Annotated in this window: 31 protein-coding genes; 6 read left to right on the forward strand and 25 right to left on the reverse strand. The window is 63.2% G+C overall.

Translation table 11 applies throughout. The features are described from left to right. Positions 1-38: 38 nt before the first annotated feature. The 4 genes from ptsP to DFO48_RS23780 all read right to left on the reverse strand — a co-directional run bounded on the left by ptsP (position 39) and on the right by DFO48_RS23780 (position 3,372). Positions 39-1,814, reverse strand: coding sequence for a phosphoenolpyruvate--protein phosphotransferase (ptsP, locus tag DFO48_RS23765; protein ID WP_114865003.1), 1,776 nt, complete (start codon positions 1,812-1,814; stop codon positions 39-41). A gap of 203 nt (positions 1,815-2,017) precedes the next feature. Further along, positions 2,018-2,287, reverse strand: coding sequence for an HPr family phosphocarrier protein (locus DFO48_RS23770; protein ID WP_003059390.1), 270 nt, complete (start codon positions 2,285-2,287; stop codon positions 2,018-2,020). Further along, positions 2,256-2,711, reverse strand: a complete 456-nt coding sequence (locus DFO48_RS23775; RefSeq protein WP_003081724.1) for a PTS sugar transporter subunit IIA — start codon at positions 2,709-2,711, stop codon at positions 2,256-2,258. The genes DFO48_RS23770 and DFO48_RS23775 overlap by 32 nt, the downstream gene beginning before the upstream one ends. Before the next feature lie 97 nt (positions 2,712-2,808). Next, on the reverse strand, positions 2,809-3,372 hold the full coding sequence (locus DFO48_RS23780; RefSeq protein ID WP_003081727.1) for a hypothetical protein: 564 nt from the start codon (positions 3,370-3,372) through the stop codon (positions 2,809-2,811). A 151-nt stretch (positions 3,373-3,523) separates the two neighbouring features. Between DFO48_RS23780 and DFO48_RS23785 the strand changes: the two genes are divergently transcribed. Beyond that, positions 3,524-4,036, forward strand: coding sequence for a TlpA disulfide reductase family protein (locus DFO48_RS23785; protein ID WP_114864980.1), 513 nt, complete (start codon positions 3,524-3,526; stop codon positions 4,034-4,036). 151 nt (positions 4,037-4,187) lie between these two features. Here the strand turns inward: DFO48_RS23785 and DFO48_RS23790 are convergent, their stop codons facing one another. After that, positions 4,188-4,634 carry a cytochrome c gene (locus tag DFO48_RS23790; RefSeq protein ID WP_003081732.1) on the reverse strand — a complete coding sequence of 149 codons (447 nt, stop codon included), beginning with the start codon at positions 4,632-4,634 and terminating at the stop codon, positions 4,188-4,190. 137 nt (positions 4,635-4,771) lie between these two features. Here DFO48_RS23790 and DFO48_RS23795 point away from each other — a divergent pair, with 137 nt between their 5' ends. From DFO48_RS23795 to DFO48_RS23810, 4 genes are all read left to right on the forward strand, one after another. After that, positions 4,772-5,476, forward strand: a complete 705-nt coding sequence (locus tag DFO48_RS23795) for a DUF4017 family protein (RefSeq protein WP_233506513.1) — start codon at positions 4,772-4,774, stop codon at positions 5,474-5,476. Between the two features lie 83 nt (positions 5,477-5,559). Then, positions 5,560-6,048, forward strand: a complete 489-nt coding sequence (locus tag DFO48_RS23800) for a GNAT family N-acetyltransferase (RefSeq protein WP_003081734.1) — start codon at positions 5,560-5,562, stop codon at positions 6,046-6,048. 154 nt (positions 6,049-6,202) lie between these two features. Beyond that, positions 6,203-6,997: a flagellin gene (locus DFO48_RS23805; protein WP_114864981.1), complete on the forward strand. Its 795-nt coding sequence runs from the start codon at positions 6,203-6,205 to the stop codon at positions 6,995-6,997. A gap of 138 nt (positions 6,998-7,135) precedes the next feature. Beyond that, a complete protein-coding gene (locus tag DFO48_RS23810; protein WP_114864982.1) occupies positions 7,136-8,023 on the forward strand; it encodes a flagellin in 888 nt (295 codons plus the stop codon). Between the two features lie 104 nt (positions 8,024-8,127). Here DFO48_RS23810 and DFO48_RS23815 read toward each other — a convergent pair whose 3' ends face one another. The 13 genes from DFO48_RS23815 to flgB form a co-directional block, all read right to left on the reverse strand. Then, positions 8,128-8,841 carry a PilZ domain-containing protein gene (locus DFO48_RS23815; protein WP_158545690.1) on the reverse strand — a complete coding sequence of 238 codons (714 nt, stop codon included), beginning with the start codon at positions 8,839-8,841 and terminating at the stop codon, positions 8,128-8,130. Between the two features lie 73 nt (positions 8,842-8,914). Beyond that, positions 8,915-9,976 carry a hypothetical protein gene (locus DFO48_RS23820; RefSeq protein ID WP_114864984.1) on the reverse strand — a complete coding sequence of 354 codons (1,062 nt, stop codon included), beginning with the start codon at positions 9,974-9,976 and terminating at the stop codon, positions 8,915-8,917. After that, positions 9,973-10,887 carry a flagellar hook-associated protein FlgL gene (flgL, locus tag DFO48_RS23825; protein WP_003081744.1) on the reverse strand — a complete coding sequence of 305 codons (915 nt, stop codon included), beginning with the start codon at positions 10,885-10,887 and terminating at the stop codon, positions 9,973-9,975. Before flgL ends, DFO48_RS23820 begins: the two co-directional genes overlap by 4 nt. A 40-nt stretch (positions 10,888-10,927) precedes the next feature. Beyond that, a complete protein-coding gene (gene flgK / locus DFO48_RS23830; protein ID WP_003081748.1) occupies positions 10,928-12,313 on the reverse strand; it encodes a flagellar hook-associated protein FlgK in 1,386 nt (461 codons plus the stop codon). Continuing rightward, positions 12,310-12,678: a hypothetical protein gene (locus tag DFO48_RS23835; protein WP_114864985.1), complete on the reverse strand. Its 369-nt coding sequence runs from the start codon at positions 12,676-12,678 to the stop codon at positions 12,310-12,312. The genes flgK and DFO48_RS23835 overlap by 4 nt, the downstream gene beginning before the upstream one ends. An 11-nt stretch (positions 12,679-12,689) precedes the next feature. Beyond that, a complete protein-coding gene (locus tag DFO48_RS23840) occupies positions 12,690-13,865 on the reverse strand; it encodes a flagellar basal body P-ring protein FlgI (RefSeq protein WP_114864986.1) in 1,176 nt (391 codons plus the stop codon). 6 nt (positions 13,866-13,871) lie between these two features. After that, entirely contained in the window at positions 13,872-14,534 is a 663-nt protein-coding gene (flgH, locus tag DFO48_RS23845; protein ID WP_003081755.1) for a flagellar basal body L-ring protein FlgH, read from the reverse strand. Positions 14,535-14,539: 5 nt separating this feature from the next. Further along, positions 14,540-15,325, reverse strand: a complete 786-nt coding sequence (gene flgG / locus DFO48_RS23850; protein WP_003081756.1) for a flagellar basal-body rod protein FlgG — start codon at positions 15,323-15,325, stop codon at positions 14,540-14,542. Positions 15,326-15,379: 54 nt separating this feature from the next. After that, positions 15,380-16,102, reverse strand: coding sequence for a flagellar basal body rod protein FlgF (locus DFO48_RS23855; protein ID WP_114864987.1), 723 nt, complete (start codon positions 16,100-16,102; stop codon positions 15,380-15,382). Positions 16,103-16,115: 13 nt separating this feature from the next. Then, positions 16,116-17,309, reverse strand: coding sequence for a flagellar hook protein FlgE (locus DFO48_RS23860; RefSeq protein WP_003081758.1), 1,194 nt, complete (start codon positions 17,307-17,309; stop codon positions 16,116-16,118). A gap of 42 nt (positions 17,310-17,351) precedes the next feature. Further along, entirely contained in the window at positions 17,352-18,011 is a 660-nt protein-coding gene (locus tag DFO48_RS23865) for a flagellar hook capping FlgD N-terminal domain-containing protein (RefSeq protein ID WP_003081760.1), read from the reverse strand. Next, a complete protein-coding gene (flgC, locus tag DFO48_RS23870) occupies positions 18,008-18,427 on the reverse strand; it encodes a flagellar basal body rod protein FlgC (RefSeq protein WP_003081762.1) in 420 nt (139 codons plus the stop codon). The genes DFO48_RS23865 and flgC overlap by 4 nt, the downstream gene beginning before the upstream one ends. Before the next feature lie 2 nt (positions 18,428-18,429). Then, complete coding sequence (gene flgB / locus DFO48_RS23875; RefSeq protein WP_114864988.1) at positions 18,430-18,795, reverse strand: flagellar basal body rod protein FlgB; 366 nt, start codon at positions 18,793-18,795, stop codon at positions 18,430-18,432. A 376-nt stretch (positions 18,796-19,171) separates the two neighbouring features. Here flgB and flgA point away from each other — a divergent pair, with 376 nt between their 5' ends. Beyond that, positions 19,172-19,918 (forward strand): flagellar basal body P-ring formation chaperone FlgA, encoded by a 747-nt coding sequence (flgA, locus tag DFO48_RS23880; RefSeq protein WP_114864989.1) that lies wholly within the window; start codon positions 19,172-19,174, stop codon positions 19,916-19,918. Here flgA and flgJ read toward each other — a convergent pair. Genes flgJ through DFO48_RS23915 form a run of 7 tightly spaced genes read right to left on the reverse strand, consistent with a single transcriptional unit; the run spans position 19,896 to position 24,569 of the window. Then, positions 19,896-20,681 (reverse strand): flagellar assembly peptidoglycan hydrolase FlgJ, encoded by a 786-nt coding sequence (gene flgJ / locus DFO48_RS23885; RefSeq protein WP_114864990.1) that lies wholly within the window; start codon positions 20,679-20,681, stop codon positions 19,896-19,898. The genes flgA and flgJ overlap by 23 nt on opposite strands. Beyond that, positions 20,668-21,129: a flagellar export chaperone FlgN gene (gene flgN / locus DFO48_RS23890; protein WP_114864991.1), complete on the reverse strand. Its 462-nt coding sequence runs from the start codon at positions 21,127-21,129 to the stop codon at positions 20,668-20,670. The genes flgJ and flgN overlap by 14 nt, the downstream gene beginning before the upstream one ends. Beyond that, positions 21,126-21,416: a flagellar biosynthesis anti-sigma factor FlgM gene (gene flgM, locus DFO48_RS23895; RefSeq protein WP_233506514.1), complete on the reverse strand. Its 291-nt coding sequence runs from the start codon at positions 21,414-21,416 to the stop codon at positions 21,126-21,128. The genes flgN and flgM overlap by 4 nt, the downstream gene beginning before the upstream one ends. A gap of 40 nt (positions 21,417-21,456) precedes the next feature. Further along, a complete protein-coding gene (locus DFO48_RS23900; RefSeq protein ID WP_114864993.1) occupies positions 21,457-22,419 on the reverse strand; it encodes a flagellar motor protein MotB in 963 nt (320 codons plus the stop codon). Continuing rightward, entirely contained in the window at positions 22,412-23,296 is an 885-nt protein-coding gene (motA, locus tag DFO48_RS23905) for a flagellar motor stator protein MotA (RefSeq protein WP_003081778.1), read from the reverse strand. Before motA ends, DFO48_RS23900 begins: the two co-directional genes overlap by 8 nt. Before the next feature lie 32 nt (positions 23,297-23,328). Next, positions 23,329-24,090 carry a FliA/WhiG family RNA polymerase sigma factor gene (locus DFO48_RS23910; protein ID WP_114864994.1) on the reverse strand — a complete coding sequence of 254 codons (762 nt, stop codon included), beginning with the start codon at positions 24,088-24,090 and terminating at the stop codon, positions 23,329-23,331. Positions 24,091-24,107: 17 nt separating this feature from the next. Beyond that, a complete protein-coding gene (locus DFO48_RS23915; protein WP_003081782.1) occupies positions 24,108-24,569 on the reverse strand; it encodes a hypothetical protein in 462 nt (153 codons plus the stop codon). Positions 24,570-24,584 lie beyond the last annotated feature (15 nt).

The raw sequence follows: 24,584 nt of genomic DNA on the forward strand, positions 1-24,584 counted from the left end.
CCCTTTTCTGCCTGCCTCGAGGCCGTTCTCTGGGTTCTTCAGGGGGCCAGCATCTGCGCCGGGCATTCGCTCATCAGCACCTCCCCGGCCCAGGGTGCAAGCTTGCTGCAGTCCGAACGCAGCACCTCCTGCTTGACGGCCAGAATCTGCGCGGGGTGCATGGAAAAGCTGCGCAGGCCCAGGCCCAGCAGCAGCCGGGTCATGCTCAGATCGCCCGCCATTTCGCCGCAGACGCAGACTTCCTTGCCTGCAGCATTGGCCGCTGCGATCACCTCGGCCACCAGACGCAGCACAGCAGGATGCATGGGGTCGTAGAGATGGGCCACGGTTTCGTCGGCCCGGTCGATGGCCAGCGTGTACTGGATCAGGTCGTTGGTGCCGATGGACAGGAAGTCGAAATACTGCAAAAAGCTGCGCACCGTCAGGGCGGCCGCCGGGATCTCAATCATGGCGCCCAGCTTGACCGGCCCGTAGGCGACGCCGCGCACATCAAGCTCATGCTGCGCCTGGCGCAACTGGGCCAGGGTCTGCTCGATCTCGCTGCGATGTGCCAGCATGGGAAACAGCAGCTTGATCTGCCCGTGCGCCGCCGCGCGCAAGATGGCGCGCAGCTGGGTGCGGAACATGACGGGGTCGGCCAGACTCCAGCGGATGGCGCGCAGGCCCAGTGCGGGGTTGAGGTAGTAGTCCTTGGGCTGGGCCTTGTCCAGCGGCTTGTCGGCCCCCACGTCCAGTGTGCGGATGGTGACCGGCATGCCCTGCATGCCGTCGATGGCCTCGCGATAGGCGCGGTACTGCTCTTCTTCCCCGGGTAGATTACCGCTGCGGCCCATGAACAGGAACTCGGTACGAAACAACCCCACGCCGACAGCGCCAGCCCGCACGGCCGCCGCCCCGTCGCTGGGTTGCTCGATATTGGCCAACAGCTCCACCTTCTGCCCATCCATGGTCAGCGAAGGCGTGTAGCGCAGACGGGTCAGGCGCTCTCGCTCCAGCTCGGTCTGGCGCTGGCGAAAGCCGTACTCCGCCAGGATGATGGGCGTGGGGTCCACGATGACCACGCCCTCGTTGCCGTCGATGATGACCCAGTCGTCCTGGCGGATCAGCTGGCTTGCGGCCCGCGCACCGACCACGGCCGGAATGTCCATGCTGCGCGCGACGATGGCGGTGTGGCTGGTCTTGCCGCCCACGGCGGTGATGAAGCCGGCAAAGACCTTGCTCTTGAACTGCAGCATGTCCGCCGGCGACAGATCCTGCGCCACCAGCACCAGCGGGGTTTCCGTGGCGCCTTCGAGCTGCAGCTGCTGGCCGCTGGCCCCCGGTGTGGCACCTGTCGGTGCCAGCGGCGGTGCGGCCTGCGCAATCGGGCTGGCCGCGCCCTTCATGTGGCGCAGAATGCGTTCCACCACCTGCTCCAGGTCGGCCTTGCGCTCGCGCAGGTACTCGTCGTCCATCTCGTCGAACTGACGCGAGACGATCTCCAGCTGAGTGGTCAGCGCCCATTCGGCGTTGTACAGACGCTCGGAGATCCAGTTGCGGATGGCCTCGGCCAGTGCCTGGTCCTGCAGCAGCATCAGATGCACATCGAGCAGCGCATCCAGCTCGCCAGGCGCATCCTTGGGCATTTCTTCCTGAAGCCGGCGCAGCTCGTCAATCACCGCATTGCGTGCCGTGCGGGCACGCTGGATCTCCGACTCCACCTGATCGGGACGAATGAAGTAATGCACCACCTCCATGCGACTGGAGGCCACAACGACCGCGCGCCCAATGGCAATCCCTCGGGAGACGGCCAGGCCGTGGATGGCAAATGTCATAGCGAATGCCCTTTCGCGAATTTCGCGATTGCTTTTTGCTTGCTTCTTGCTCTTGTTTTTGCAGCAGTCAGCGCAGTTCATCTCTGCGCCGCAGCACGAAAAAACGCTTTATCTCATTGCCAGCAAGGCGCTCCTTGCTATCAAAGGAGCCAGCGCCCCAGCCGCCTGCACACAGTCAAGCGACGACGCAGGCTGCGCCGCTGTTACTGGCCTTCACCAAACTTGTCGTTGATCAGGGCCACCAGCGCATCCATGGCTTCCTGCTCCTGCGCGCCATCGGTTTCCATCTCCAGCTCGGAGCCTATGCCCGCCGCCAGCATCATCACGCCCATGATGCTCTTGGCATTGACGCGGCGCTCCCCCTTGGTCAGCCAGACCTCGCAGGGGAAGCTGCCCGCGAGCTTGGTGAGCTTGGCCGATGCACGGGCATGCAGGCCCAGTTTATTGCTGATGGTGATATTGGTCTTGATCATTGGAAGGTCGTGCGCTTTGATTTTGTCGGGAACTGCCGGCCACCTGCATCACCCCCTGGCTGCCGCCCACCATGGCCCGCGAAACCAGGGCGTCCAGCGACTCATGCCGATAGCCGATGGAGCGCAAAAGCATGGGCAGGTTCACCCCCGCCACCAGCCTGGCCTGCAACAGGCCCGTGAGACGCTGGGCCACATTGCATGGGGTGGCGCCAAACAGATCGGTCAGCACCAGTGTCGGCGCATCCAGCCCGCCATGCGCCACCAGCATGGCCAGGGCACGCTCCAGCGTGGCCTCGGGCGCCTCATCGGAAGGCACGTCCAGGGCCAGCAAGTCGTCAGCGCTATCGGCAAACACATGCAGCGCGCATTCGCGCAATGCAGCGGCCAGAGGAGCGTGAGTGAGCAAAAGAATGCGCGTGGTCATGTAGTCACAGTTCTTGATAGCAAATTATGGCCTGTTGCAGCCGTCAACAAGGGCAACGAGGTGGATGAAGCGCAAGGGTCATGATCTGGATGCGGGCTTATTGCAACTGCAGGCCCGAAAAAAACATCTCGGCCTCGGCAGACCTGGGCTTGTCGGCGTAGATCACGGCGTGATAGACCCTGGCGCCACTGCCCTCCAGGCGAGCAAACCACAGGCCATGCCCCACCACCTTCTGCCCCCTGGGGCCCAGGCCCTCGAATGTGATGCGCAGGGACTGCGGCAGATTCAGCGCCCCCTTGGGCACCCACGGGCCATCGCCCCTGGCATCAAGCCTCGCGGCGGCACCGTCTGCCGACTTCAGTTGCGCCAGCACTGCCTGCTGCCACAACGTCAGTGCCTCGGCAGCACGAGCAGGTTCGGCCACGGCGAAATGCGACACCGCATAGGTCGCGCCCTGGGCCTCGCAGCCCACCACCGACAGCGGCACCTGGCCCAGGCCCAGCTCGACAGGGCGGCTGGCCGCCTGCGCATCACAGGGCAGCAGCGCTTGCAGCGGCGCATCCTTGAGCTGGATGGTGCGCCAATTGAGCGCCGGGCTGCAGGCGGCCAGCAGTGCGCAGCTGACCAGCAGCGTCGCAGCCCAGAGTCCGGTTTTCTTCATGGCCCATTATCGGCAGCGGCATGGGCCCGGCCTGTCACGCAAGCCTAGGGTTGACCCGTGGGTCAAGCAGTAAGAACTGAACTTTCGGCGTGTTTGGTACACCAAACCACAGATCAGCAAGGTGCTGAAGATTTGTGCACAATCAATCACTATGGCAAGCAAACATTGGATCGCAGGCATTGTGGCGGCGGCCGTCATCGGCGTCGGAGCCTGGGTGTATTCGGGCGCAGGACAGACTGCGGCGCCGCAATCCACCTTTGTGCTGCTGGACGGCAGCCAGAAAACCACCGCTGACCTCAAGGGCAAGGTGACGCTGGTGAACTTCTGGGCCACCAGCTGCACCACCTGTGTGGCAGAGATGCCCCAGATCATCAGCACCTACCAGAAGTACCAGGGCAAGGGCTTTGACACCCTGGCCGTGGCCATGAGCTACGACCCGCCCAGCTATGTCGTGAACTTTGTCGAATCGCGCAAGCTGCCCTTCCAGGTCGCGCTGGACAACACCGGCAACGTGGCCAAGGCCTGGGGCGATGTACAACTCACCCCCACCACCTTCATCGTCAACAAGCGCGGCGAGATCGTGAAGAGCTATATCGGCGCCCCCGACTTTGAGCAGCTGCACAAGCTGATCGAGAAGCTGCTGGCCGAGCCGGCAAACGCCTGAGCTCATTCAAAAACATAGCTGCTAGCGCACGCTGTTGTTCGATTTCAAGATGAAATAAAGCTGAAATCAGCTACAGACAAGCGCAAGGCGCTCATAAAAAAACCGGCAATGCCGGTTTTTTTGCGTCTGCTTGATGCAGGACAGTCTTGGCTTACTTATTGCGGAAGCTGTCGTGACAGCTCTTGCAGCTATTGGCGGCCGGGCCGAAAGCCGTCTTGAGATTGTCCAGATTGCCGGTCTTGGCGGCAGCGTTGAGCTTGACGACTTCGGCTTCCATCTTGCCCGACAGGTCATGGAACTTGGCCTGCTCCTTCCACACTTCAGGCTTGGCCTTGCCGCCTTCGGTGCCGGCGCCGAAACCGGCCCAGGGCAGCTTGGACATGAAGGCCACGACCTCGGCGCTTTCCTGCGCGCTCTTGGCATCGAAGGGCATCTTGCCGTTGGCCATGGCGCCCAGACGGCTGAAATGCGTGCCCAGCACACTCAGCGCGCTCTGGCGATATTTGATGGCATCTTCAGCCTTGGCGAACTGGGCCGAGGCAGGCAGGGCCACGGTGGCAACCACAGCAGCGAATGCCAGAGTGGAAAAAGCTTTCATCGGGGTATCCTTTCTTGGTTCCGCAGCCTGCCGCAGGCGGCTGCCTGACCAGTATGGCAGAGTCACCCAAAGGCAACGATTTGGGCTTGCAGCCTTGCCAGGGCACAATGTCCGGGTCCATCAGCCATGAAAAAGCCATGACAGAGTCCGCCACACAAGCCGCCACGGAAATCCACAGAACTCGGATCTGGGACCTGCCCACCCGCCTGTTTCACTGGCTGCTGGCGATCTGCATCGTGGCCCTGGTGGTCACCGCCAAGATGGGCGGCAATGCCATGAACTGGCATCTGCTGCTGGGACAGGTGGTGCTGGCCTTGCTGATCTTTCGCATTCTCTGGGGCCTGGTGGGTGGGTACTGGTCGCGCTTTGGCAGCTTCATCCCTTCCGCGGCGGCCATGAGACGCTATCTCAGTGGCGCGTCGACCACGCAGGATCGCGCAGGCCACAACCCGCTGGGCTCGCTGTCGGTCATTGCGATGCTGATCGTTCTGATAGCGCAGATCGCAACCGGGCTGATGAGCGATGACGAAATTGCCTTCAGCGGACCGTTGACGCGTTTTGTGTCCGGCGAGCTGATCTCCAAGGCCACCGACTACCACGCCCACTGGGGCCAGTACCTGATTTACGCACTGGTCGCACTGCATCTTCTGGCCCTCATCGGCTACAGCATCAAGGGCGACAAACTGATCCCAGCGATGGTCACGGGCGACAAATTGCTGAAGGAACCCGTTGCTGCGAGCCGCGACACCGCCAGTACCCGGGCTCTGGCCGCACTGCTGGCCGTGGTGGCAAGCTCTCTTTCCTGGTGGGTCCATCAACTGGGGCAGAGTGCTGCTTTCTGAGTTCTGACGCTGCAAGCAGCTGCTTTAACCATGCAGCGCGCTTGCCGCTACACTGACCCTTCTTTCATCATTGCCTAGCTGCCGTGGACAAGCCTGCCGTGGACTTGCTGACGCCCACACTCGAGGAGATGGACGCTGTGCGTCAGATCTTCCAGGAGTATGCGGACAGCCTGAACATCGACCTGGAATTTCAAGGATTCGAAACCGAACTCGCCGAGCTTCCCGGCGACTATGCCGAACCCCGCGGGCATATTCTGCTCGCTCGTGTAGACGGCAGCATTGCAGGCTGCTGTGCACTGCGCCCCCTGGATGACTCCGACTATCCCAATGCCGCCGAGATGAAGCGCCTGTTCGTGCGCAAGGCGTTTCGTGGCTTTGGCCTGGGGCGCCAACTGGCAGAGGCCATGCTCGACAAGGCACGCCAGGCCGGCTACGACCATGTGCTGCTGGACACGCTCGACGACATGGAAGCCGCCCGCGCACTCTATGTCGAGCTGGGCTTTGAATCCATCGCCCCCTACTATCACAACCCGCTGCCAGGGGCGCACTACCTCAAGGCCGATATCTGCTGAGGCCGTGCATCGCGCGCCTTTAGCGCCTCGAGAACACGGTAATTTTTTCTGCACCTCGATTTAAGTTGCTGCGTGACAGAGCCGCTTAGTACAGAGTAAGAGCGCCACGGTGGCGTTCGGTCTGTCATAACGACTCTGTTTTTAGGAGCACTCCATGCTGAGCCTGCACACCAACGCCGCTTCCCTGAGCACGCAAAATTCCCTGGCCTCGACCAACAAGGCCTTGTCTTCCTCCATGACCAAGCTGGGCACGGGCTACCGTGTCAACTCCGCCATGGACGATGCAGCCGGCCTGCAGATCGCCACCCGCCTGAATGCCCAGGCACGCGGCATGTCCGTGGCACAGAAGAACACCCAGAACGGCATCTCCATGCTGCAAACCGCCGAAGGCGCTTTGTCGGAGGTCAGCAACATGATGCTGCGCATGAAGGATCTGGCCACCGAAATGACCAATGCCACAACCAGCGCCTCAGACAAGACCGCACTCGAAGAGGAAATGACGGCGCTGAGCACCGAAATCACCAGCATCATGGGCAACACCACTTTCGGCGGAGAAAAGCTGCTGACCGGTGGCAAGCTGGCCGCTGCCATGGACTTCCAGACCGGAGCGACAGGAGCGGACAAGGTTACCGTTGATGTCAATACCCAACTGGCCGCTATCACAGTGCCAACCAAGGCCACGAGCATTGATGACCTCAATACAGCCATCAATGCGGTGGGAACGCTGCGTTCGTCCATTGGCGCGGGTGCCAACCGTCTGGAGCATGTCTACAACAATCTGGGCAATATGATCCAGAACACCGAAGCTGCCAAGGGCCGTATCCTGGACGTGGACTACGCCAGCGAAACCGCCAACATGACCAACAAGCAGATGCTGATGCAAGCCTCCACCTCCATGCTCAAGCAGTCCTCGAGCATGAGCCAGATGGTGGCTTCGTTGCTGCAATAAGCACCGTCCCTCTTGCTCAAAACCGCCTTCGGGCGGTTTTTTCATTTAAGAAACTTTCCCTGGCAGTCGCCTTGCAAGAACAAGAGCGCCGCAGTGGCGTTCGGTCTGTCATAACGACTCTGTTTTTAGGAGCACTCCATGCTGAGCCTGCACACCAACGCCGCTTCCCTGAGCACACAAAACTCCTTGGCCTCGACCAACAAGGCCCTGTCTTCTTCCATGACCAAGCTGGGCACGGGCTACCGTGTCAACTCCGCCATGGACGATGCAGCCGGCCTGCAGATCGCCACCCGCCTGAATGCCCAGGCACGTGGCATGTCCGTGGCACAGAAGAACACGCAAAACGGCATCTCCATGCTGCAAACAGCCGAAGGCGCTTTGTCGGAGGTCAGCAACATGGTGCTGCGCATGAAGGACCTGGCCACGGAATCGGCTACTGCGTCCACATCTGCAGACGACCGGGCAGCGCTTCAGGCCGAGTTCGATGCGCTGGCCACAGAAATTGGCAGCATTGTCAAGAACACCTCTTTTGGCGGCGCCAAGCTGTTCAGTGACGGCACAAAAACCGATGGTACTGGCGGCACTCTCGATAGCGCCACACTGACTTTCCAAACCGGCTCTACCGGCAGCGACACAGTCACGGCCGATACAAAAACTGACTTGGGCAAGCTGGCAACCGCTCTTGCTGCCATCTCTTCCAATTACGCGACTCCTGGCACTGCAGGCACAGAGATCTCTAGCGCAACAAGCGCCAACGCACTGCTCACAAAACTAAGCACTGCCATTGACTCCATCGGCACCTATCGCTCGGATCTGGGCGCAGCTTCCAACCGCCTGGAACATGTCTACAACAATCTGGGCAACATGATCCAGAACACCGAAGCCGCCAAGGGCCGCATCCTGGACGTGGACTACGCGAGCGAAACTGCCAACATGACCAACAAGCAGATGCTGATGCAAGCGTCGACTTCCATGCTCAAGCAGTCCTCGAGCATGAGCCAGATGGTGGCTTCGTTGCTGCAGTAATTGCACAGCCGTGCGGGAGGCGCAAGCCTCTTTGGCCCACAAAAAAGCCAACCTCCCGGTTGGCTTTTTTGCTTTTGCATCTGCTTTTTTCAAGGCTGTTGCGGCTAGTTCAGGCGCTCGGCCATGATGCGTGCCAGCGTGGCCTGCAGCTCCTGAGTCAGGCCTTCCAGGCTGCAGCCCACAACGACTACTTCGCCAAGCAGAAACGAGCGGTAGCTGCGGCGCGAGCGCACCGTAAGGTCCACCTGGATCTGCACACCATCGCCGAGATTGAGCACCACCTTGGGAATTTTTCGGCCCATGAACAACATGGCGGTTTCGCTGCGCGAGCCGCGCAAGGCCACCCCCCCAGCGCTTAGATCTTCCACATGCAGCACGCAAGGGCGCTGACCAAACATAAAGCGGGCTTCTCCGTCCTGCCCCAGCGGCAGCGGCACACGCGGATAGCGCCGACGCTGGTGCTGCAGCACCTGTGCCGGCCAGGGCGCCTCCAGCAGCCAGCCCCCGCCAGCCTGCTGCGTCCACTGCGCCTGCATCACCCACTGGGTAAGCATGCCCCCCGGCAAATGCGCCACGGCCAGCACCTGCGTCGGCAGGGGTTGCAGCGCGCCGGAGACATCGAGTGCCAGCTGCTGCCGGTCCGCATCAATACGGCTCAACAGCCCCATGCCGCAGGGACGGCCGCCGGTATCGTCCAGGCAGGAGGCATCGTGCACCTCAGCCCGCAAGGTCATCACGCTTTGCTGGCGCTGCAGGGTCTCGAACACCTGCAGCAAAGCACCCGGGCTGTCCAGGCGGTAGTACGACGAATCAATCATGGCAGGTACGGCATAAGCTTGTGGCAGCTTGGTAGACACCATATTGTCGATGGACAAAGACCGGTAGCGGTCTTTACCCCAGCACTCCACGGCTTTGCAGCAAACGCGCCACGCGCCGACGGGAGATGGCTCGCACCGCAGGCACCACGGCCAGCACCCAATCATAGGCAGGCACCTGAGCAGCACTGGCGAACGCGATGGCAAATTTCTGCATGGCCGCAGTCTGTGCAGCCTGGTCTTGCAGGCTGAGGCCCGCGCTGGCCTGGAAGGCCTGCACGGTAGCCAGCGCCTGACTCACTCTCTCGCGCACCACCGGCAGTGTGAGCTGCAGCTCTTGGGCACGCTCAGTGTCCGTCACACTCCAGCCCCCGACTGACAGAGCCTCAGCCACCGACTGCAGCTTGGGCGCCACCCATTGGCCCGCAGGAAAACGCTGACCATTGCCCTTGACCATGAAGCGCTGCTGCACCAGGGGCCAGCAGCGCTCATCGACCGAAAGCTGCAGCGGCTGCTCCAGGGAGCCAAGTTGCATGCCCAGTGGTGCCAGGGCTGCAGCGAGCGCATGGCGGCTGGCACCGGCCGAGCGCGCCTGGCTAACCTGCCAGGCACCATGGGTTCCATCCTGCCCCAGCAGGCAAAAGCTCACCAGCTCCTTGTCCTGAGCGCTCAGGGCCTGCAGGCTCTCCCAGCTCCAGCCTGCCAGCAGGAATTGCTTGCGCGCAGCGCGCACCGGCGACCACTGCAGACATTCATCAAGACTGTCGAGCGTGCGCGAGGGGCGCTGCGCCCATAGCTCCTGCACCTGCTGCAGCGCAATGCGCATGCGTGCCAGAGCGGCTTCCGAGGGCAGTTTACGCTGGTGACGAGCGGCCTGCCCCAGCAGACCCAGCGCCTGCCCCAGCGCGATCAGAAAATCCAGCGTCATCTGCGCCTTGCTGACCTGCACCTGAAACTCGCGCACATGCTGCGGAACCGCCGCAGCCATCCAGCCCTTGGGCCAGGTACTCTGGTAACGAACCTGGGGCAGCAGTTGCGCCGCGACAGCAGCAACCGGCGCCGCGGCTATACCAGGCTGCGACCCTCCCACGCTGCCCGCACGCGCCGGCGCCCCGCCGGCAATCCGCGTGCTGCTCACAGGGCGTCAAACAGGCTCAGTTGGCTGACCTTGCCATAGGCGGCCTGGGTAGCCTCCACGGCTGAAATCAGGCTTTTGAGCTGCACCGCCGCAGTTGAGTAATTGAGTTGCGAATACTCGAGCACCGAGGTCTGGTTGGCCGTGCTGAGATTGCTCCAATTGGTGTTGAGCGTCGCAATGATGTTCTGGGCACCACCGAGCTTTGAAATCTTGGTGGAGACCTGGTCCATGGATTGGTCCACGCCTTCGAGGGCAGCCTGCAGCGTGGCTCGCGTCGCCGGATCATTGGCCGTGGTGTTGCCACCGCGGATGACACCGATGGCGGCGTCCAGCGCATTGAGCACGCCGGCCATTTCATCACCCAGGGTCACGTTTGCGGGCTGGGTGATGCCGTTTCCGACCACCACCATCTGCTGCTCGGCGTTGCCGTCGGCGCTGTAGCGGCTGCCGGCGGCAGCGGTCTGATCCAGGCCCAGCGTCGGCGTCCTGCTCAGCGTGCCGGAAAACAGGTAGGTGCCTTCCTGGTCCTTGGTCAGGGTACTCGCATACAACCCGTCACGCAGGGCTTCCAGGCTTGTGGCCATGGCGCTCAGATCTTCTGCGGTATTGCCTCCGTCCAGCGCCCAGACCAACAGGTCGCGTGCACTCAGCATATCGCTGTTGATGCTGCTGAGCACGGTCTCGCTTTGCGTCATTCGGCTGGACAAGGCACCAATATTGTCCTTGTACTGCGCAATGCTGGCTTCCTCGCGTTGCAGCCGCGCAATGCGCACATGGGCGATGGGGTCGTCGCTGGGACGGGTCAGGCGGTTGCCCGAGGCCATCTGCCCGATGAGCTTTTCCAACTGGGCATTGGAGTTCTGCAACGAGGCGTTGACGGTGATGTGGTACTGGTTGCTGGAGACTCGCATGGCGTGATTTCCCGATTCGTGAATGTGAACGCAACGCGCCTCAGCGCATCTGCAGCAGGCTGTCGAACAGCTCGTTGGCCACGGTGATGACCTTCATATTGGCCTGGTACATCTGCTGGTACTGCATCAGGTTGACGGCCTCTTCATCCGTGTTGACCGCGCTGGTGGAGCGCCAGTTGGCCTCAGACTGGTTGCGCACGGTCTGGGCCGTCTCGTAGGAGGCGTTGTTTTGCTGGCTGTACATGCCCAGCTTGCCCACCAGTTGGGTGTAGACGTCACCGAGCAGCACCGAAGAGCCCACCATGCCGGTGTTGCCCGCGCCATAAATGTTCACGGCCTTGCTTTGCAGGGCGATCAGCGCCTGCAGCTGGGCGCTGTCGCCCACCTTGGCAGGATCACCCGACAGACCCAGGCGCTCCGGCGTCAGGCCGCCGTCAACCGTCAGCAGGGCCGAGCTGGAGGTGGCATCAAACACAAACAGCGGGCCACCGGCCTGACCGTCAAGACCGTATCCGGCCTGTAGCACCTGATTGACTTCCTGCGCAACGACCCCTGCCAGGCCGCGCACCGAGGCATCCATGGGGGCGAGCACATCGCGCTCCAGCGCTGCCAGGCCGCCCAGCGTGCCGCCCCAGTTGTCGGCACCCAGCTGGAAGGTCTCGGTGCCGAAAACCACGCTCAGCGACTGCGAGCCGGGATCCAGTTGCACTGTGGCTGCGCGATTGCCCACTACCAGCGGCTGGCCGCCCTTGAGCGAGAGGTTGACCGAGCCATCGGGCTGCAGCGTGCTCTGCACGCCCACCAGCTTGGACAGCTGGTCGATCTTGGCATCACGCTGATCCTGCAGGGACGAGGTATTCAGGCCCGCCCCCGAGCTTTGTGCAATCTTGTCGTTGAGCGCGGCAATCTCGTTGATATACGAATTGACCTGGTCAACAGCCACGCTGCGCTGCTGGCGCACGGCCAGCGCCTGATTGGCCACGATCTGGCTGATGTTGTTGACGGTCTGCCCCAGAGCCTTGGCCGACTCGATGATCTGCTGGCGCAACGGAGTGGATGTGGGCTCCACGCTGGCGGCGCTCAGGGCGCTGAAGAATCCGTCCAGCGCCATATTGATGCCGCCATCGGCATCGCCCATCACCTGCTCGAGCTGCAGCAGATAAGTTTGTGCCGCCTCGTACTGGCCCTGGGTGCTGGCCGCGCGCCACATCTGCTGTGTCTTGTACGTGTCGGCATAGCGGATCAGCGAGGTCACGGCCACGCCATCGCCAGCTGCCAGCGCACTGTTGGCCGAGGCCTTGGCCGTCAACATCACGCCCTGGCGTGTGTAATTGGGCGTCAGGGCATTGGCCAGATTCTGGCTGACGGTGTTGAGGGCGACCTGAGAGGCCTGCACGCCCGTGAGACCGTTGAAAAGCATGCTCATGAAAGTTTCCTGGTTGCGGCAGAGCCCGTCGATGCCGGTGCTGCGGGCAGCATCTGGCGCACCAGCACATCGGCAATGCCAAACGCCCGCTGTCCGGCCAGTCCGTCGGCCACGGCCTGTTCGGCCAGCGCCAGCGTGCTGTCGTTGACGCGTTGGTTGATGGCGCTGCCGGGATCGGCAAGAGCCGCCGTGGCCTGGCGCATCTGCTTCATCATCTGGGCGACAAAAAAGCTCTCGAACTTCACTGCAGCCGCCGTCAGGCGCTGCACGGTATCTGCGTCCGGAGCCGTGGCGGCAGGGGCGATGGCTTCCTGGGCTTGGTTGGTTCCTGCGGCCTTCTGGACCAAAGTGCGTGCAATATCCATGTGGTCAGACCTCAGATCACGATCAGCTCGCCCTGCAGGGCGCCAGCCTGGTCCAGGGCCTGCAGGATGGACATGATGTCGTCCGGCGAGGCACCGGTGCGGTTGATGGTGTCGATGATGGTCTGCAGCTTGGCGCCGGCCGGCCATTCAAACATCTGGCCGTTGCCTTCCTTGACCAGCACATCGGATTCGGGCGTCACCGCCGTGCGCCCCTGGCTGAACGGTGCGGGCTGGCTGACATTGGACTGCTCGCGGATCACCACGCGCAGCGCGCCGTGCGAGACCGCTGCGGCCTTGACCGTCACGCCCTCTGCAATCACCACCGTACCGGTGCGCGAGTTGAAGACCACGCGCGGCAGCTCCTGGCCCATGGCCACCTGCAGGTCCTGCAGATCGGCGACAAAGCCCACGCGCTGTGTGGGCACGCTCGGCGCACGCACCTCGATGCTGGTGCCGTCGCGCGTGGTGGCGATGTCGCCGTAGCGCGCATTGATGGTCTGCACGATGTTGCGCGCCGTGCGAAAGCTGGGGTGGCGCAGCGACAGCAGCACAGTGTCGCCGTTTTCAAAATCCGTGGGGATCTCGCGCTCCACCGTCGCGCCATTGGGAATGCGCCCCGAGGTCGGGGTGTTCACCGTCACGCTGGAGCCGCTGGCGCCAGCCGCACTCAGGCCGCCCACGACCAGCTGGCCCTGAGCGATGGCATAGACCTCGTTGTCCACACCGCGCAGCGGAGCCATCAGCAACATGCCACCACGCAGGTTCTTGGCGTCGCCCAGCGAGGACACGGTAACGTCGATGGTCTGGCCTTTGCGGTAGCCAGGCGGAAATACCGCACTCACCATCACCGTGGCCACGTTCTTGAGCTTGGTACTGCTTTTTTCGGGCAGCTTGACGCCAAACTGCGTGAGCATATTGTTCACCGACTGCCCGGCAAACTTCACCTGGGTGCTGTCACCAGAACCATTCAGGCCCACCACCAGGCCGTAGCCGATCAACTGGTTCTCACGCACGCCCTCGACATGCACGAGATGGCGCAACGCACGCATGCTGGCTTTGGCAGAGCTGTCCACCCCGGCCCGCGCGAAACGGGGGGCGGGCTGCGCCGCTGCGTGCAAGGCCATGCCGGCCAGCAGCAAGGCCAGCGCGCTGCGGCCAGGGCCGCGAATCAGGAAGGCAGACAACATCGTGAATCAGAAAGGAAAAAGCGGGCTTTGGAAAACACGGGTGAGCCAACCGGCCTGGCTGGCATCGGACAGGGCGCCGTGGCCCGAATAGCTGATGCGCGCATTGGCCACCCGCAGCGAAGACACGCGGTTGTACAGGTCGACATCGGTAGCGCGCACATAGCCGCTCAGGCGCAGCACCTCATCGCCCTGGTTCAGCGACAGCGCCCGGTCCCCCTTGATGTAGAGCAGACCGTTGGGCATGACTTGCTGCACGATCACGGTCATGGAGCCGGTCAACGCGTTTTGCTGTGTGCTGCTGCCACCACCTTTGAACTTGCTGCTGCCCTCCAGCCCGATATCGGCCTTGATGCTCTTGCCTCCAAAGACGGGCGGCGCGATGCTGGCACTGCTGCCCTTGTTGGTCTGGGTGTCAGCCTTTTTGCTGGCCTGAGTCACTTCTTCGAGCATCACGGTCAGCACATCGCCGGCACGGTGGGCGCGCTGATCGGCCAGCAGCCCCGTGGATGCATGGGGCACGAACAAGCCGCCCCCCTGGGGCCTGGCCTGGGGGACGGACAGGAAATCGGGAGCAGGCTCGGGCGACTGCGAAACCTCGGGCGGACGTGTCGCGCAGCCGGCCAGCACCAGGCCGGCCAGCAGCGCGGCGGCGGCGCGCCATGCAGCCATGGCCCTCATGAGGCCTGGGCCAGATTGCGCATCATGTCGTCGGCCGCGGACAGCACCTTGGTGTTCATCTCATAGCTGCGCTGGGCCGAGATCATGTCCACCATTTCCTCCACGGCCTGAACATTGGAGCTCTCCAGCGCGAACTGGCGCAGCGTTCCAAAGCCGGCTTCACCGGGTTCGCCCAGCACGGCATCACCGCTGGCCTGCGAGACCAGATACAGGTTCTCGCCCTGGGCCACCAGACCGGCCGGATTCACGAACGACGCCAGCTGCAGCGCGCCCAGCTCCTGAGGCGTAGATTCGGCACCAACCATGGCAGAAACCCGGCCCGTGGCGCTGATGCTCACGGATTTGGTCTCTGCCGGGAAAGTGATCTCCGGCTGCACCACCAGGCCGTTGGCATTGACGAGGCGACCTTCATTGTCCACCTGCAGCTGACCGGCTCGGGTATAGGCGGTTTCGCCATTCGACAACAGCACCTGCAGAAATCCGTTGCCCACGATGGCCACATCCAGCTGCTGGCTGGTGTTTTGCATGCTGCCGTCGGTGAACTGCTTGTGCGTGGACACCAGGCGCACGCCGGTCCCCAGCTGCACGCCGGCAGGCACGCGGTTGTCGCCCTGACTGTTGCTGCCGGGGCGGCGCGCGACTTCGTAGAACTGATCCTCAAAAGCAGCACTGTTGCGCTTGAAGCCCACGGTATTCACGTTGGCCAGGTTGTGCGCGATCACCTGCAGCTTGGCCTCCTGGGCCTGCAGGCCGGTCTTGCTGACGAGCAAAGCGGGATTCATGGTTTGGTCTTTTCCTGGAGTTCGGTGCCACCCGCCGGGGTGGCGTGCATTGTCTTAACCGCGCAGCAGGCGGTTGCCGGCCTCGGCCATGCCGTCTGCGGCCTGGTAGAGCTTCATCTGGATTTCGAACTGGCGGCTGATATCCATCACGGCCACCATTTCCTCCACCGCTCGCACGTTCGACGATTCGAGCGCTCCGCCGCGCACGCGCACGGTCTCGCTGGCCGGCAAGGCCTGGCCGTCGCGCGCCACCAGCAAGCCAGAGATGTTCTTGATCATGGGCTGGGTGCCATCCACCAGTTTCAGGCGGTTGACGTCCTGCATCTCGGTGCCGTTTTCCGGCAACACCGACAGCGTGCCGTCGGCCGTCACCGACACCGCGCGAAACGGCGGCAGCACAACCGGGCCGCCGTCGCCCAGCACTGGGCGGCCGTTGATGGAGAGATTGCCTTCAGCATCCACCAGCATGGCACCGGCGCGGGTGTAGGCCTCGCCCTCACCGTCGGCCACGGCAATCAGACCCTGGCCCAACACGGCGATATCCAGATCGCGCCCTGTCTCACGCACCGTGCCCTCGCGCAACGCCACCACATCAGTGGCAGCCTTGCTCTGGTGACGGCTGTCAAAGCCATAGCCGGGCACGACCTGGCTGCCTGCGACCTCGTAGTCGGCACGAAAGCCCGCAGTATCGGCATTGGCCAGATTGTTGGCGTGCACCTGCTGGGCGTGAAACGCCCGCTCCGCGCCCGTCATGACAGTAAAGATCAACTTGTCCATGACCTCACTCGCCTTATAGCACCTGCATCAGCGACTGCATGATTTCGTTCTGCGTGCTGATCACCTTGGTGTTGGCCTGATAGTTGCGCTGGGCGCCCATCAGACCCACCAGCTCGTTGGCCACTTCCACATTCGACTGCTCCAGCTGCTGGCTGGCCAGCTCGCCCAGCTGGCCCGTACCCGGCGTACCGATCAAGGCCGTGCCGGATTTGGCCGTGGCCTGCCAGCTGGTGCCATCCACATTGGCCAGACCGCTTTCGCTGGCAAACGTGGCCAGCGCGATCTTGCCCACACTTTGCACCATGCCGTTGCTGTACTGCGCGTTGACCGAGCCATCGGCCGCGACCAGCACATTTACCATCGTGCCCGAGGCGTAACCGTCCGAGGCATTGGTGGTGGTGGCGGTATCGCCGGCAAACTGGGTGGTGCCGGCGTAGTTGAAGGCCACCGACAGGGGATTGGCACCGGCCGGGGCCAGAGCCACGGGGTTGATTACCGACCCCGCTGGCGGAGCCGTCATATCCAGCTGGCCTGCGCTGGTGAAGCGTAGCGTGCTGGTGCCCACGGCATTGTTTTCATTCTGATAGTGCACCTTCACCTCGTTGTTCGCCGTCTTGACGAAATACTGGGTGACCGTGTGCTGGCGGCCCAGCGAGTCATAGACCACCGAGACGGTGGAGCTGTTGTAGCTGCTTGAGTCCTTGGGATCAAAAGCCACGGCGGGGGCGACCCAGTCCGCCGACAGATTGCCGACAAAGTCCACCGAGCTGCTGGCCTTGGCCGGAATCTGACCCGTAGGCACCTTGAGCTCGCCCAAAGCGCCCAGCGTGGTGCTGCCGAGCTGCTGGGCATAACCCTGCACCTGGCGGCCCATGTGATCCACCACATAGCCTTGCTTGTCCACATCGAACACGCCCACGCGGGTGTAGTTCGTCACCCCGGTGCTGTCCTTGACCATGAAGTAGCCCTTGCCGGCGATGGCCACGTCCAGGTTGCGGCCCGTGCTCAGCAGGCCGCCGGACATGTCCAGGGTCTGGGTCGTGGACGATGCGCGCACGCCGTTGGGCGCCGAGCTCGAGTACATGGCCGAGAAATTGGTTCGGCTCGACTTGTAGCCCGTGGTGCCGGTGTTGGCAATGTTCTGGGAAATCGTGTCGAGCTGGGAGTTGATCGCTTGCAGCGCCGACAGGGCAATCTGGTAGCTCATGAATTCAGGCCTGGTGAATGAAGAAAGAGAACGTCAGGGCACTCAGGCCTGCTGACCCACAAAACGCGTGATGCTGGCTGGCGAGACATCGCCCAGCCCCTCAACCTGCAAGGCCACAGCGCCGGCCGCCGTCAGGCGCACGGCCTGCAGGATGCCGGCCACCTCCACGGGGTAGCTGGTGCCGCCTGCATCCTTGACAGCGATGTCGTAGCGCCCAGGCGGCAGACCCAGCGCTGCGGGGTCGATGGAAAAATCGGCATCGCCCACGGCGCGCGAGCCGAGGCTCACCGTGGTCACCTTGCCGTTGGCGCCGGTCAGCTCCAGCCTCAAATCGGCCGTGGCCGGCAGGTTCACCGCCGCCTTCACGGGGGCTTCACCCAGTTGCAGGCTCTTGGCCGAGACCATCACGGTAGAGCCCACCTGGCTGCCCAGTTGCAAGGTCTGCAGGCTGTCCAGAATCGAGGACTGCATGCTCAGTTGCGACTGCAGCGACTGCAGCGATTCGGTCTGGCTCAGCTGCGTGAGCTGGGTGATGAAGGTGCTCGAATCTGCGGGCTCCAGAGGGTCCTGGTATTGCACCTGCGCCACCAGCAGCTTGGTGAACATCTGGCCAAGTTCCGTGCCGCCCAGGGCCTGGGTGATGGCATCCGGCGCATTGCCGGCCTTGGTGCCGGTGTCAGTGGTTGCGTTGATCAGACTCATGCTTGCTCTCCCAGGCGCAACAAGGACTCCTGCATGGAGCGCACACGGCCCAGCACTTCCACATTGCTTTCAAAGGCGCGCGACGCGGACATCATGTCCGTCATCTCGGCCACCGTGTTCACGTTCGAGTAATAGACAAAGCCCGCTTCATCGGCCACCGGGTTCTCGGGCTCGTGCACCTTGCGCACGGGCTCGGTGCTCTCCAGCACATCAAGCACCTGGACGCGCGCGGCGTAGCTGTCCAGCGTGCTCTGGCCCATCACGGCGGCGAACACCGGCTTGCGTGCCTTGTAGGCCTCTGTGTCCGACGAGGCCGCCGCCCCGGCATTGGCCAGATTGCTGGCCACGGTGTTCAGGCGCGTGCTCTGGGCCGTCATGGCCGAGCCTGCGATCTGAGCAATTTCACGAAATCCCATGCCTATTCCCCTTTGATGGCGGAATGCAGCCCGCGCAGCTTCATGTTCAAGAACGTCAGGCTGGTCTGAAAGTCGGAGGTGTTCTGCGAGAACAGCGCCTGCTCCACGCCCACTTCCACGGTGTTGCCGTCCTGCGCGGGGTGGTTGGGTATGCGAAAGAGCGCTTCCCCATCGCCGCCCCAACCCAGCCCGGCTTGGCCGGCCGTGTCGGCGGTACGGGCCATGGTGGCCGCAAAGTCAATGTCACGGGCCTGGTAGCCCGGCGTGCTGGCGTTGGCCAGATTGGAGGCCAGCCATTGCGTGCGCTCCGAGCGCACGCGCAGCGCCTGCGCATGCACGGAAAGCGCGGAGTCGAAATTCAGTGCCATTTCGCGAAGCCGCGCCCCTGCAGGCGACGCGACCCAGTGGTTACGATATTTGCGCAAGAGATATTTCTTGCGCCCTTTAAATCATACTATGCGAATGTTTCAGAGTGCTACTTTTCAATGCAATCTGATACATAACTGTCGAATTTGATTTTTTTCATAGCAACATCCTCCTTCTATAGATTGATTTCAATATAAAAATATCTTTAAAACATTGATAAGCATATGAAAGATGCTCTTGTTTCAGCAAAATGTGTGCCAATCGTATGATTTTCAGCGTAAATAATCGAGATGTTTGCACTCACACACTTTCAGTAAATAGGTTTGCAGCTTTTATAAAAATAGCAAATTAAATATCTTGTTTGCAATTGAAAAAACCATGATCACGGCCTGCGCCGCCTTTCTGCTGGCCGGCACCCCGGCCCTGGCTGCGGCGCCCGCCACGCCACCGCCAGAGCTGCCCGAGGCCGTGCGCAGCGCGGTCTATCGGCAGGTGCATGCGGCCTTGTTGCAGGCCCTGCCCGCAGCACAGCGCGAGGGCGCCCAGGTGCAGATAGGGTTCGGCGCAGCACGCGGCGCGGCACACCAGCCCTGCCCCGGCGGCTGGGAAATGGGCCCACTCAACCTTCGGTATCTGGCCCGGGTGACCGTGCCGCTGCGCTGCGAAAGCCAGCGCGGCAGCGTGGTGGCGCAGGTACAGGCCCGCGCACCGGTGTGGACGCTGCGCACCGATGTGCCCGCCGGACGGGCCCTGCGCGCCGAGGATTTGCAGCTGCAGCTACGCGAGCTGACCCAGCTGGAGGCGCTGCTGCCCGAGTCCGCCCTGCTGGGCGTGCAGCTGCGCGCCGACGGCCGGAGCGGCCAGATGCTTGAGCCACGCGACATAGCGCGACCGGTGGTGGTGCGGAGAGGCGACAAAGTGGAAATTCGCGCCCAGGACGATGGCGTGCAGGTCAGCGTGGCCGGCATTGCCACCGCCAGCGGCAAGCTCGGCGAGACGGCGGTGGTGCGCAACGCCCATAGCGGCCGCCCCGTCAAAGGTACGCTGATTGCCCCCGGGGTGCTGCTGGCGGGCAGCCAGGCTCCCAACGGCGGCGTTCAGGTCACTGCGGAATCTGGCGACTGATGCGCACCAGCTTTTGCGCATACTGCGGGTCGGTGGCGTAGCCGCCCTGGGCCAGCGCACCGGCAAAGGCCTGCACATCGTCACCCGAGCGCAGCGCCGCCTCATAGCGCGGGCTGTGGGCCAGCAGGCGCACATAGTCGGAAAAGGTGGCGTCGAGATCGGCGTACTGCCGAAACGGTTGGGACTGCGACACAGCCTGGCCGTTTTCGTATTCGGTGGTCTGCGCCTGAACGCGCTCGCCCTGCCAGCCGCTCAGGGCCTTGATGCCGAACAGGTTCAGGCTGTCCCGCCCCTGCGCATCGCGCACCGGGCGCTGGCCCCAGCCACTCTCCAGCGCGGCATGCGCCATCACCGAACGCGGCGACACTCCCAGACGTTGCGCCGCCTGGCGAGCCCAGGGGCCAATGCGCTCCAGAAATGCCAACTGCTCCGCGCGCAGAGGCGGGCCGGGCTGCGCGTCCTGCGCGCCTCCTACGGCGCTCGAGCGCTCGGGGCCATCCTTGCGTGCAGCCTGGCGCGCGGCCTGTAGCGCCAGCCAGCTGGCCTGGGGAGAGGCCAGGGCACTGGCAGCGCCACCGCCCTGGTTGATGAACTGCTGCACCTCACGCAGCACATCCTGGCCCAGCGGGGTGTAAACCGCAGCGCCCGGAGCCTGAGGCATTCCTGGCACGCCGCCCATGGACGCAGCAGCCACGGCTGGCGACTGCGGGAAAGCGGGCAGCGCCGGCAGACCCGGCTGCGTCATGCGCTCAGAATGGAACATAGATATCCGGCTGGCTGCTGCCCGCAATCACGCTGCGCATCACCTCGGCCTGCTCCATGATGAGTTGGCAATTACGCAGATTGCAGGCCTTGCACTCCTGCACCCGCACCTGCAACTGCGCCCATAGCGCCTGCAGCTGCTGCTGCAAAGGCGGTTGCAGCAGGGAAAACAGCGCCGTCATCGACAGCGCCGCGCCGGCGGGCAACAGAGCCCGGGCATGCAAGCTACGCTGCTGGCGCGTACCGTCCAGCTGCTGCACCTGGGCCGCAATCTGCCGTGCCACTTCTTCCATGGCAGCCGCGTCATGCCGCAACGCTGCGTGGAACTGGGTCTGCAGCAGGTCACGCAATCCAGCATAGGCGGCCAGGTCCTGCTGCATACCTCGGGCGATGTCGGCCCAGCGCTGGCGCTCCGTCAAACCGGAGCCCGCTTCGGACTGCATGCTCATGCCTGGCCTCCGTGGTGGCGCGCAATCAGCTGCGCCAGCTTTCCGGGATTGAAGCTGATGTCGCCGCGTGCCAGTGCATCCTTGATTTCGGCCACTCTGGCTGCATCCACCTCAGGCATGGCGGCCAATGCGGCCTGTGCGCGCTGCATGCGCGCGGCCTGGCCGCCCAGCTGCACTTCGGGAGCAGCCACGGCAGCCGCCGCGGGCAAAGGGGCGGCCGCGCCCTGCACCGTATCGCCCTGCACGGCCACTGCACCGGCCGCCGGTGTCATGGGGGAGAGTTTCATTCTCGAGCCTCTGAGTTTGCTGCTTTGCATGATGACAGTTTTATGGCGCGCTCTGCGCGTTAGCCTTCACGGGCTGCAGCAGTAGATTACGCAGCGTCTCCAGCATGGGGGTATCGGCCGGTGTGCTCTCGAGCTCACGCGTCAGCGGCTCGCTCGCCGGCAGCTTGCCAAAGGTCTGATAGATGCTGCGAGCATGGGCCCGGGTGGTGACGAGCAGCTCCACGCGGCGGTTCACCGGAGCTTGGGGGTGCTCTGCGTCCAGCGGCGCCACTTCGGCCATCCCTATGACTTGCAGCACGCTGCGCTCGGGCATCCCGCCCACCAGCATATGGGCGCGCGCGGCCAGGGCACGCTGCATGGACAGCGTCCAGTTGGAGGCCGCAAACGCGTTGTGGCTGCTGAACTGCAGGGCATCGGTGTGCCCGGCGATCACCAGCTGGTTGTCGATCTCGCGGAACATGGGACCGATGCGGCGCAGCAGGCTGATGAATTGTGGCGTGGGCTCGGCACTGCCAAGCTTGAACATGCCGGATTTTTCGGTGTCGTGCACCATGATGCGCAGGCCTTCGGCCGTGACCAGCATGGCCAGGTTCTCGCCCAATCCCACCAGCGAGCCCACTTCGCGTACACGCTTCGAAAGCGCAGCGAGTTCTGCGGGCGACTCCAGCAGCTTCTTCACCTCCACCTGACCACCCGAGCGCTCCTGGACTCTTTCGGTCACGGGCTGGCGCGGGATCAGCTCGCCGGGCTGGTACTCGCCGATCATGCGTTCGCCCTGACCCTCGTAGCTCATCTTCTGCGCGCCACCACCGGCCATGGCCATCTGCAGCTCTTCCTTGTCGCGCGCCGCAAGTACCCACATCACCAGAAACAGGCACATCAGCGCCAGACAGAAATCTGCGAACGCGACTTTCCAGGCGCCGCCATGTTCGTCGTGCTGGTGCTTGCCGCCGCCTTTTTTGACGACGACCTCGCCATGCTCCTGTCCGGGCCGCTTAGCCACGAGCCGCTCCGCTGTCGCGACTGTTCATGTCGTTGATCCAGGTCTCCAGCAGCGCAAAGCCGGGCTTGCTATTCAAGGGCACCAGGCGGCGGCCCGCGTCGATGGCCAGCAAAGGCGGCTTGCCCGCCACATGGGCAACCAGCACCACCTTGACGCACTCCATGGCCGACAGATGCTCCATCACGCGCTGCTTCATGAAGTTGCACAGCGGATCCAGCACGCCATAGCAGAGGAAAATGCCGATAAAGGTGCCGACCATGGCCGCGCCCACCTTGACGGCGATCTCACCGGCCGTGGCGCCGTCGGCCACATAGCTCATGGCCATCACAATGCCCAGCACCGCCGCCAGAATGCCGAAGCCAGGCATGGCTTCGGCGATCTTGCCCAGCGACTTGGCCGGTTGCAGCAGCTCTTCGTGAATGGCCTCCAGCTCCTGGTCCAGCACGCCTTCGAGCTCATGGCTGCTGATCTTGCCCATGGCCATCAGACGGAAGTTGTCCACGATGAAATGCAGCAGTTTGGTGTCTTCCAGCACCAGGGGATAGCGCTGAAAGAGGGTACTTTCGGCCGGCTTTTCCACATGGGCATCGAGTGCCTTGAGGCCATTGGCCGCCGTGAGCAGCAGCTCATACATCAGCAGCAGCAACTGGCGCTGGAACTCCACGGTCTGCTTGGTGCGCGACAGCACCTGGCGCAGCTGCAGCCAAAGCTCGGCCAGAATATGCTTGGGGTTGCCCAGCACCAGGGCTCCGAGGCCGGCTCCGGCAATGATCATCAGCTCCATAGGCTCCCAGATCACTGCCAGCTTGCCGCCGCTGAGCAGGAATCCGCCAAAGATGGTGGCCAGCACAATGAAGATGCCCAGTAGTTGCAACATGCTCTGTATTTCCCTTGGTAGCGGCAGGTGGCTCAGGCCACCTCGAGCGCGGCGCGCATCTTGCGCAGCGCTTCCTTGTTGATCTGACAGACCCGGGCCTCGGACAACTCCAGCACCGCTGCAATTTCCTTGAGATTGAGGTCGTATTCGTAGTACAGCTGAATGACGCGCTGCTCGCGCTCGTTCAGTTGCGCCAGCACCTGTTCCAGCAGGTGGCGCTGCAGCACGGCGTGCTGCGGATCGGCAGCCGAGCTGGCCATGTCCATGCCCTGGCCCACCAGCTCGTCCAGGCTGGCCATGGCTTCGGCCGATTCAGCCTGCTCGTAGGCCAGATAGGCCTCATCATCCATGCCCAGAGCCTGCTGAATCTGCAGCGGCGTAGGCTCAGCGCCGAGCTGGCGACGCAACACCCGCACGGCATCGCGCGCCTTGTGCGCGCTCTGACGAACGGTTCGTGGACGCCAATCCTGGCGGCGCAGTTCATCGAGAATGGCGCCGCGCACGCGCTGGCGGGCATAGCCTGCAAACGCCTCGTCCACCGGGCCGTAGCGGCGCAGGGCTTCGAGCAGCCCCATCAGCCCCACCTGAGTCATGTCGCTCTGGTCCATGACATCCATGGCCTGGGAGGCCAGCTGGCGCACCACGCGCTTGACCATGGGCAGGTAGGCCTGCAGCACATCCTGCTCCTGCTGCGGCGTCACCTGCACCGTGCCATAGGCAGCGCCGGCCTGCGTCCACGCATACCCGGCCAAAGCGGAGGCATCGCCATAGCTTGCGCATTCGTGCTGCAGCATAGGATGGGCGTCCCGACTTACTCGATGATCAGGCGCGAGACCATGACCTTGTCGAACAAGCGCAGGTCAGGATGACTGGCATAGGCCGCAACCAGATCGGCACTCAGCAGCTCGGTCCACTGATCAATGCTCATGCCCCTGGCCTGCATCAGCTCCACCTGGGACAGCGTGCGCACGGCAACTCCCTTGAGCATGGGCAGCTCCGCCTTCAGGGCTTTTTCGTGTGACTTGTCGGTGCGCAGCACCAGGTCCAGCGACATATAGCTGTTGCCCATGCGCTCGCCCAGGTCGGTCTTGAGCATGACCACGATCTTGTCCAAGGACACATAGCTGGCATGGCGCGGGTCCAGACTCGGGCCGCTGACCTCTGCCGGCTCCGCAACCGCCGCCGCCTGCTTCTGCCCCCACCACCAGACGCCGCCTGCAGCGCCCAGGCACAGCAAGACGGCAACCACGACTCCTATCACTACTTTTTTCATAGTCCTTCAGCCTTT

The organism is Comamonas sp. AG1104, from assembly GCF_003350425.1.
Taxonomy (GTDB): domain Bacteria; phylum Pseudomonadota; class Gammaproteobacteria; order Burkholderiales; family Burkholderiaceae_C; genus Comamonas; species Comamonas testosteroni.

Bases quoted from the DNA above. Each gene is read 5' to 3' on its own strand.
- DFO48_RS23840 (WP_114864986.1), bottom strand. From the start codon at position 13,865: ATGTTGTCTGCCTTCCTGATTCGCGGCCCTGGCCGCAGCGCGCTGGCC.
- flgK (WP_003081748.1), bottom strand. From the start codon at position 12,313: ATGAGCATGCTTTTCAACGGTCTCACGGGCGTGCAGGCCTCTCAGGTC.
- DFO48_RS23810 (WP_114864982.1), top strand. From the start codon at position 7,136: ATGCTGAGCCTGCACACCAACGCCGCTTCCCTGAGCACACAAAACTCC.
- flgA (WP_114864989.1), top strand. From the start codon at position 19,172: ATGATCACGGCCTGCGCCGCCTTTCTGCTGGCCGGCACCCCGGCCCTG.
- flgL (WP_003081744.1), bottom strand. From the start codon at position 10,887: ATGCGAGTCTCCAGCAACCAGTACCACATCACCGTCAACGCCTCGTTG.
- DFO48_RS23835 (WP_114864985.1), bottom strand. From the start codon at position 12,678: ATGGATATTGCACGCACTTTGGTCCAGAAGGCCGCAGGAACCAACCAA.
- motA (WP_003081778.1), bottom strand. From the start codon at position 23,296: ATGTTGCAACTACTGGGCATCTTCATTGTGCTGGCCACCATCTTTGGC.
- flgC (WP_003081762.1), bottom strand. From the start codon at position 18,427: ATGGGATTTCGTGAAATTGCTCAGATCGCAGGCTCGGCCATGACGGCC.
- DFO48_RS23805 (WP_114864981.1), top strand. From the start codon at position 6,203: ATGCTGAGCCTGCACACCAACGCCGCTTCCCTGAGCACGCAAAATTCC.
- flgM (WP_233506514.1), bottom strand. From the start codon at position 21,416: ATGAAACTCTCCCCCATGACACCGGCGGCCGGTGCAGTGGCCGTGCAG.
- flgB (WP_114864988.1), bottom strand. From the start codon at position 18,795: ATGGCACTGAATTTCGACTCCGCGCTTTCCGTGCATGCGCAGGCGCTG.
- DFO48_RS23785 (WP_114864980.1), top strand. From the start codon at position 3,524: ATGGCAAGCAAACATTGGATCGCAGGCATTGTGGCGGCGGCCGTCATC.
- flgN (WP_114864991.1), bottom strand. From the start codon at position 21,129: ATGAGCATGCAGTCCGAAGCGGGCTCCGGTTTGACGGAGCGCCAGCGC.
- DFO48_RS23865 (WP_003081760.1), bottom strand. From the start codon at position 18,011: ATGAGTCTGATCAACGCAACCACTGACACCGGCACCAAGGCCGGCAAT.
- DFO48_RS23775 (WP_003081724.1), bottom strand. From the start codon at position 2,711: ATGACCACGCGCATTCTTTTGCTCACTCACGCTCCTCTGGCCGCTGCA.
- DFO48_RS23790 (WP_003081732.1), bottom strand. From the start codon at position 4,634: ATGAAAGCTTTTTCCACTCTGGCATTCGCTGCTGTGGTTGCCACCGTG.
- DFO48_RS23770 (WP_003059390.1), bottom strand. From the start codon at position 2,287: ATGATCAAGACCAATATCACCATCAGCAATAAACTGGGCCTGCATGCC.
- DFO48_RS23855 (WP_114864987.1), bottom strand. From the start codon at position 16,102: ATGGACAAGTTGATCTTTACTGTCATGACGGGCGCGGAGCGGGCGTTT.
- ptsP (WP_114865003.1), bottom strand. From the start codon at position 1,814: ATGACATTTGCCATCCACGGCCTGGCCGTCTCCCGAGGGATTGCCATT.
- DFO48_RS23860 (WP_003081758.1), bottom strand. From the start codon at position 17,309: ATGAGCTACCAGATTGCCCTGTCGGCGCTGCAAGCGATCAACTCCCAG.
- DFO48_RS23915 (WP_003081782.1), bottom strand. From the start codon at position 24,569: ATGAAAAAAGTAGTGATAGGAGTCGTGGTTGCCGTCTTGCTGTGCCTG.
- DFO48_RS23795 (WP_233506513.1), top strand. From the start codon at position 4,772: ATGACAGAGTCCGCCACACAAGCCGCCACGGAAATCCACAGAACTCGG.
- DFO48_RS23910 (WP_114864994.1), bottom strand. From the start codon at position 24,090: ATGCTGCAGCACGAATGCGCAAGCTATGGCGATGCCTCCGCTTTGGCC.
- flgG (WP_003081756.1), bottom strand. From the start codon at position 15,325: ATGAATCCCGCTTTGCTCGTCAGCAAGACCGGCCTGCAGGCCCAGGAG.
- flgJ (WP_114864990.1), bottom strand. From the start codon at position 20,681: ATGTTCCATTCTGAGCGCATGACGCAGCCGGGTCTGCCGGCGCTGCCC.
- DFO48_RS23815 (WP_158545690.1), bottom strand. From the start codon at position 8,841: ATGATTGATTCGTCGTACTACCGCCTGGACAGCCCGGGTGCTTTGCTG.
- flgH (WP_003081755.1), bottom strand. From the start codon at position 14,534: ATGGCTGCATGGCGCGCCGCCGCCGCGCTGCTGGCCGGCCTGGTGCTG.
- DFO48_RS23780 (WP_003081727.1), bottom strand. From the start codon at position 3,372: ATGAAGAAAACCGGACTCTGGGCTGCGACGCTGCTGGTCAGCTGCGCA.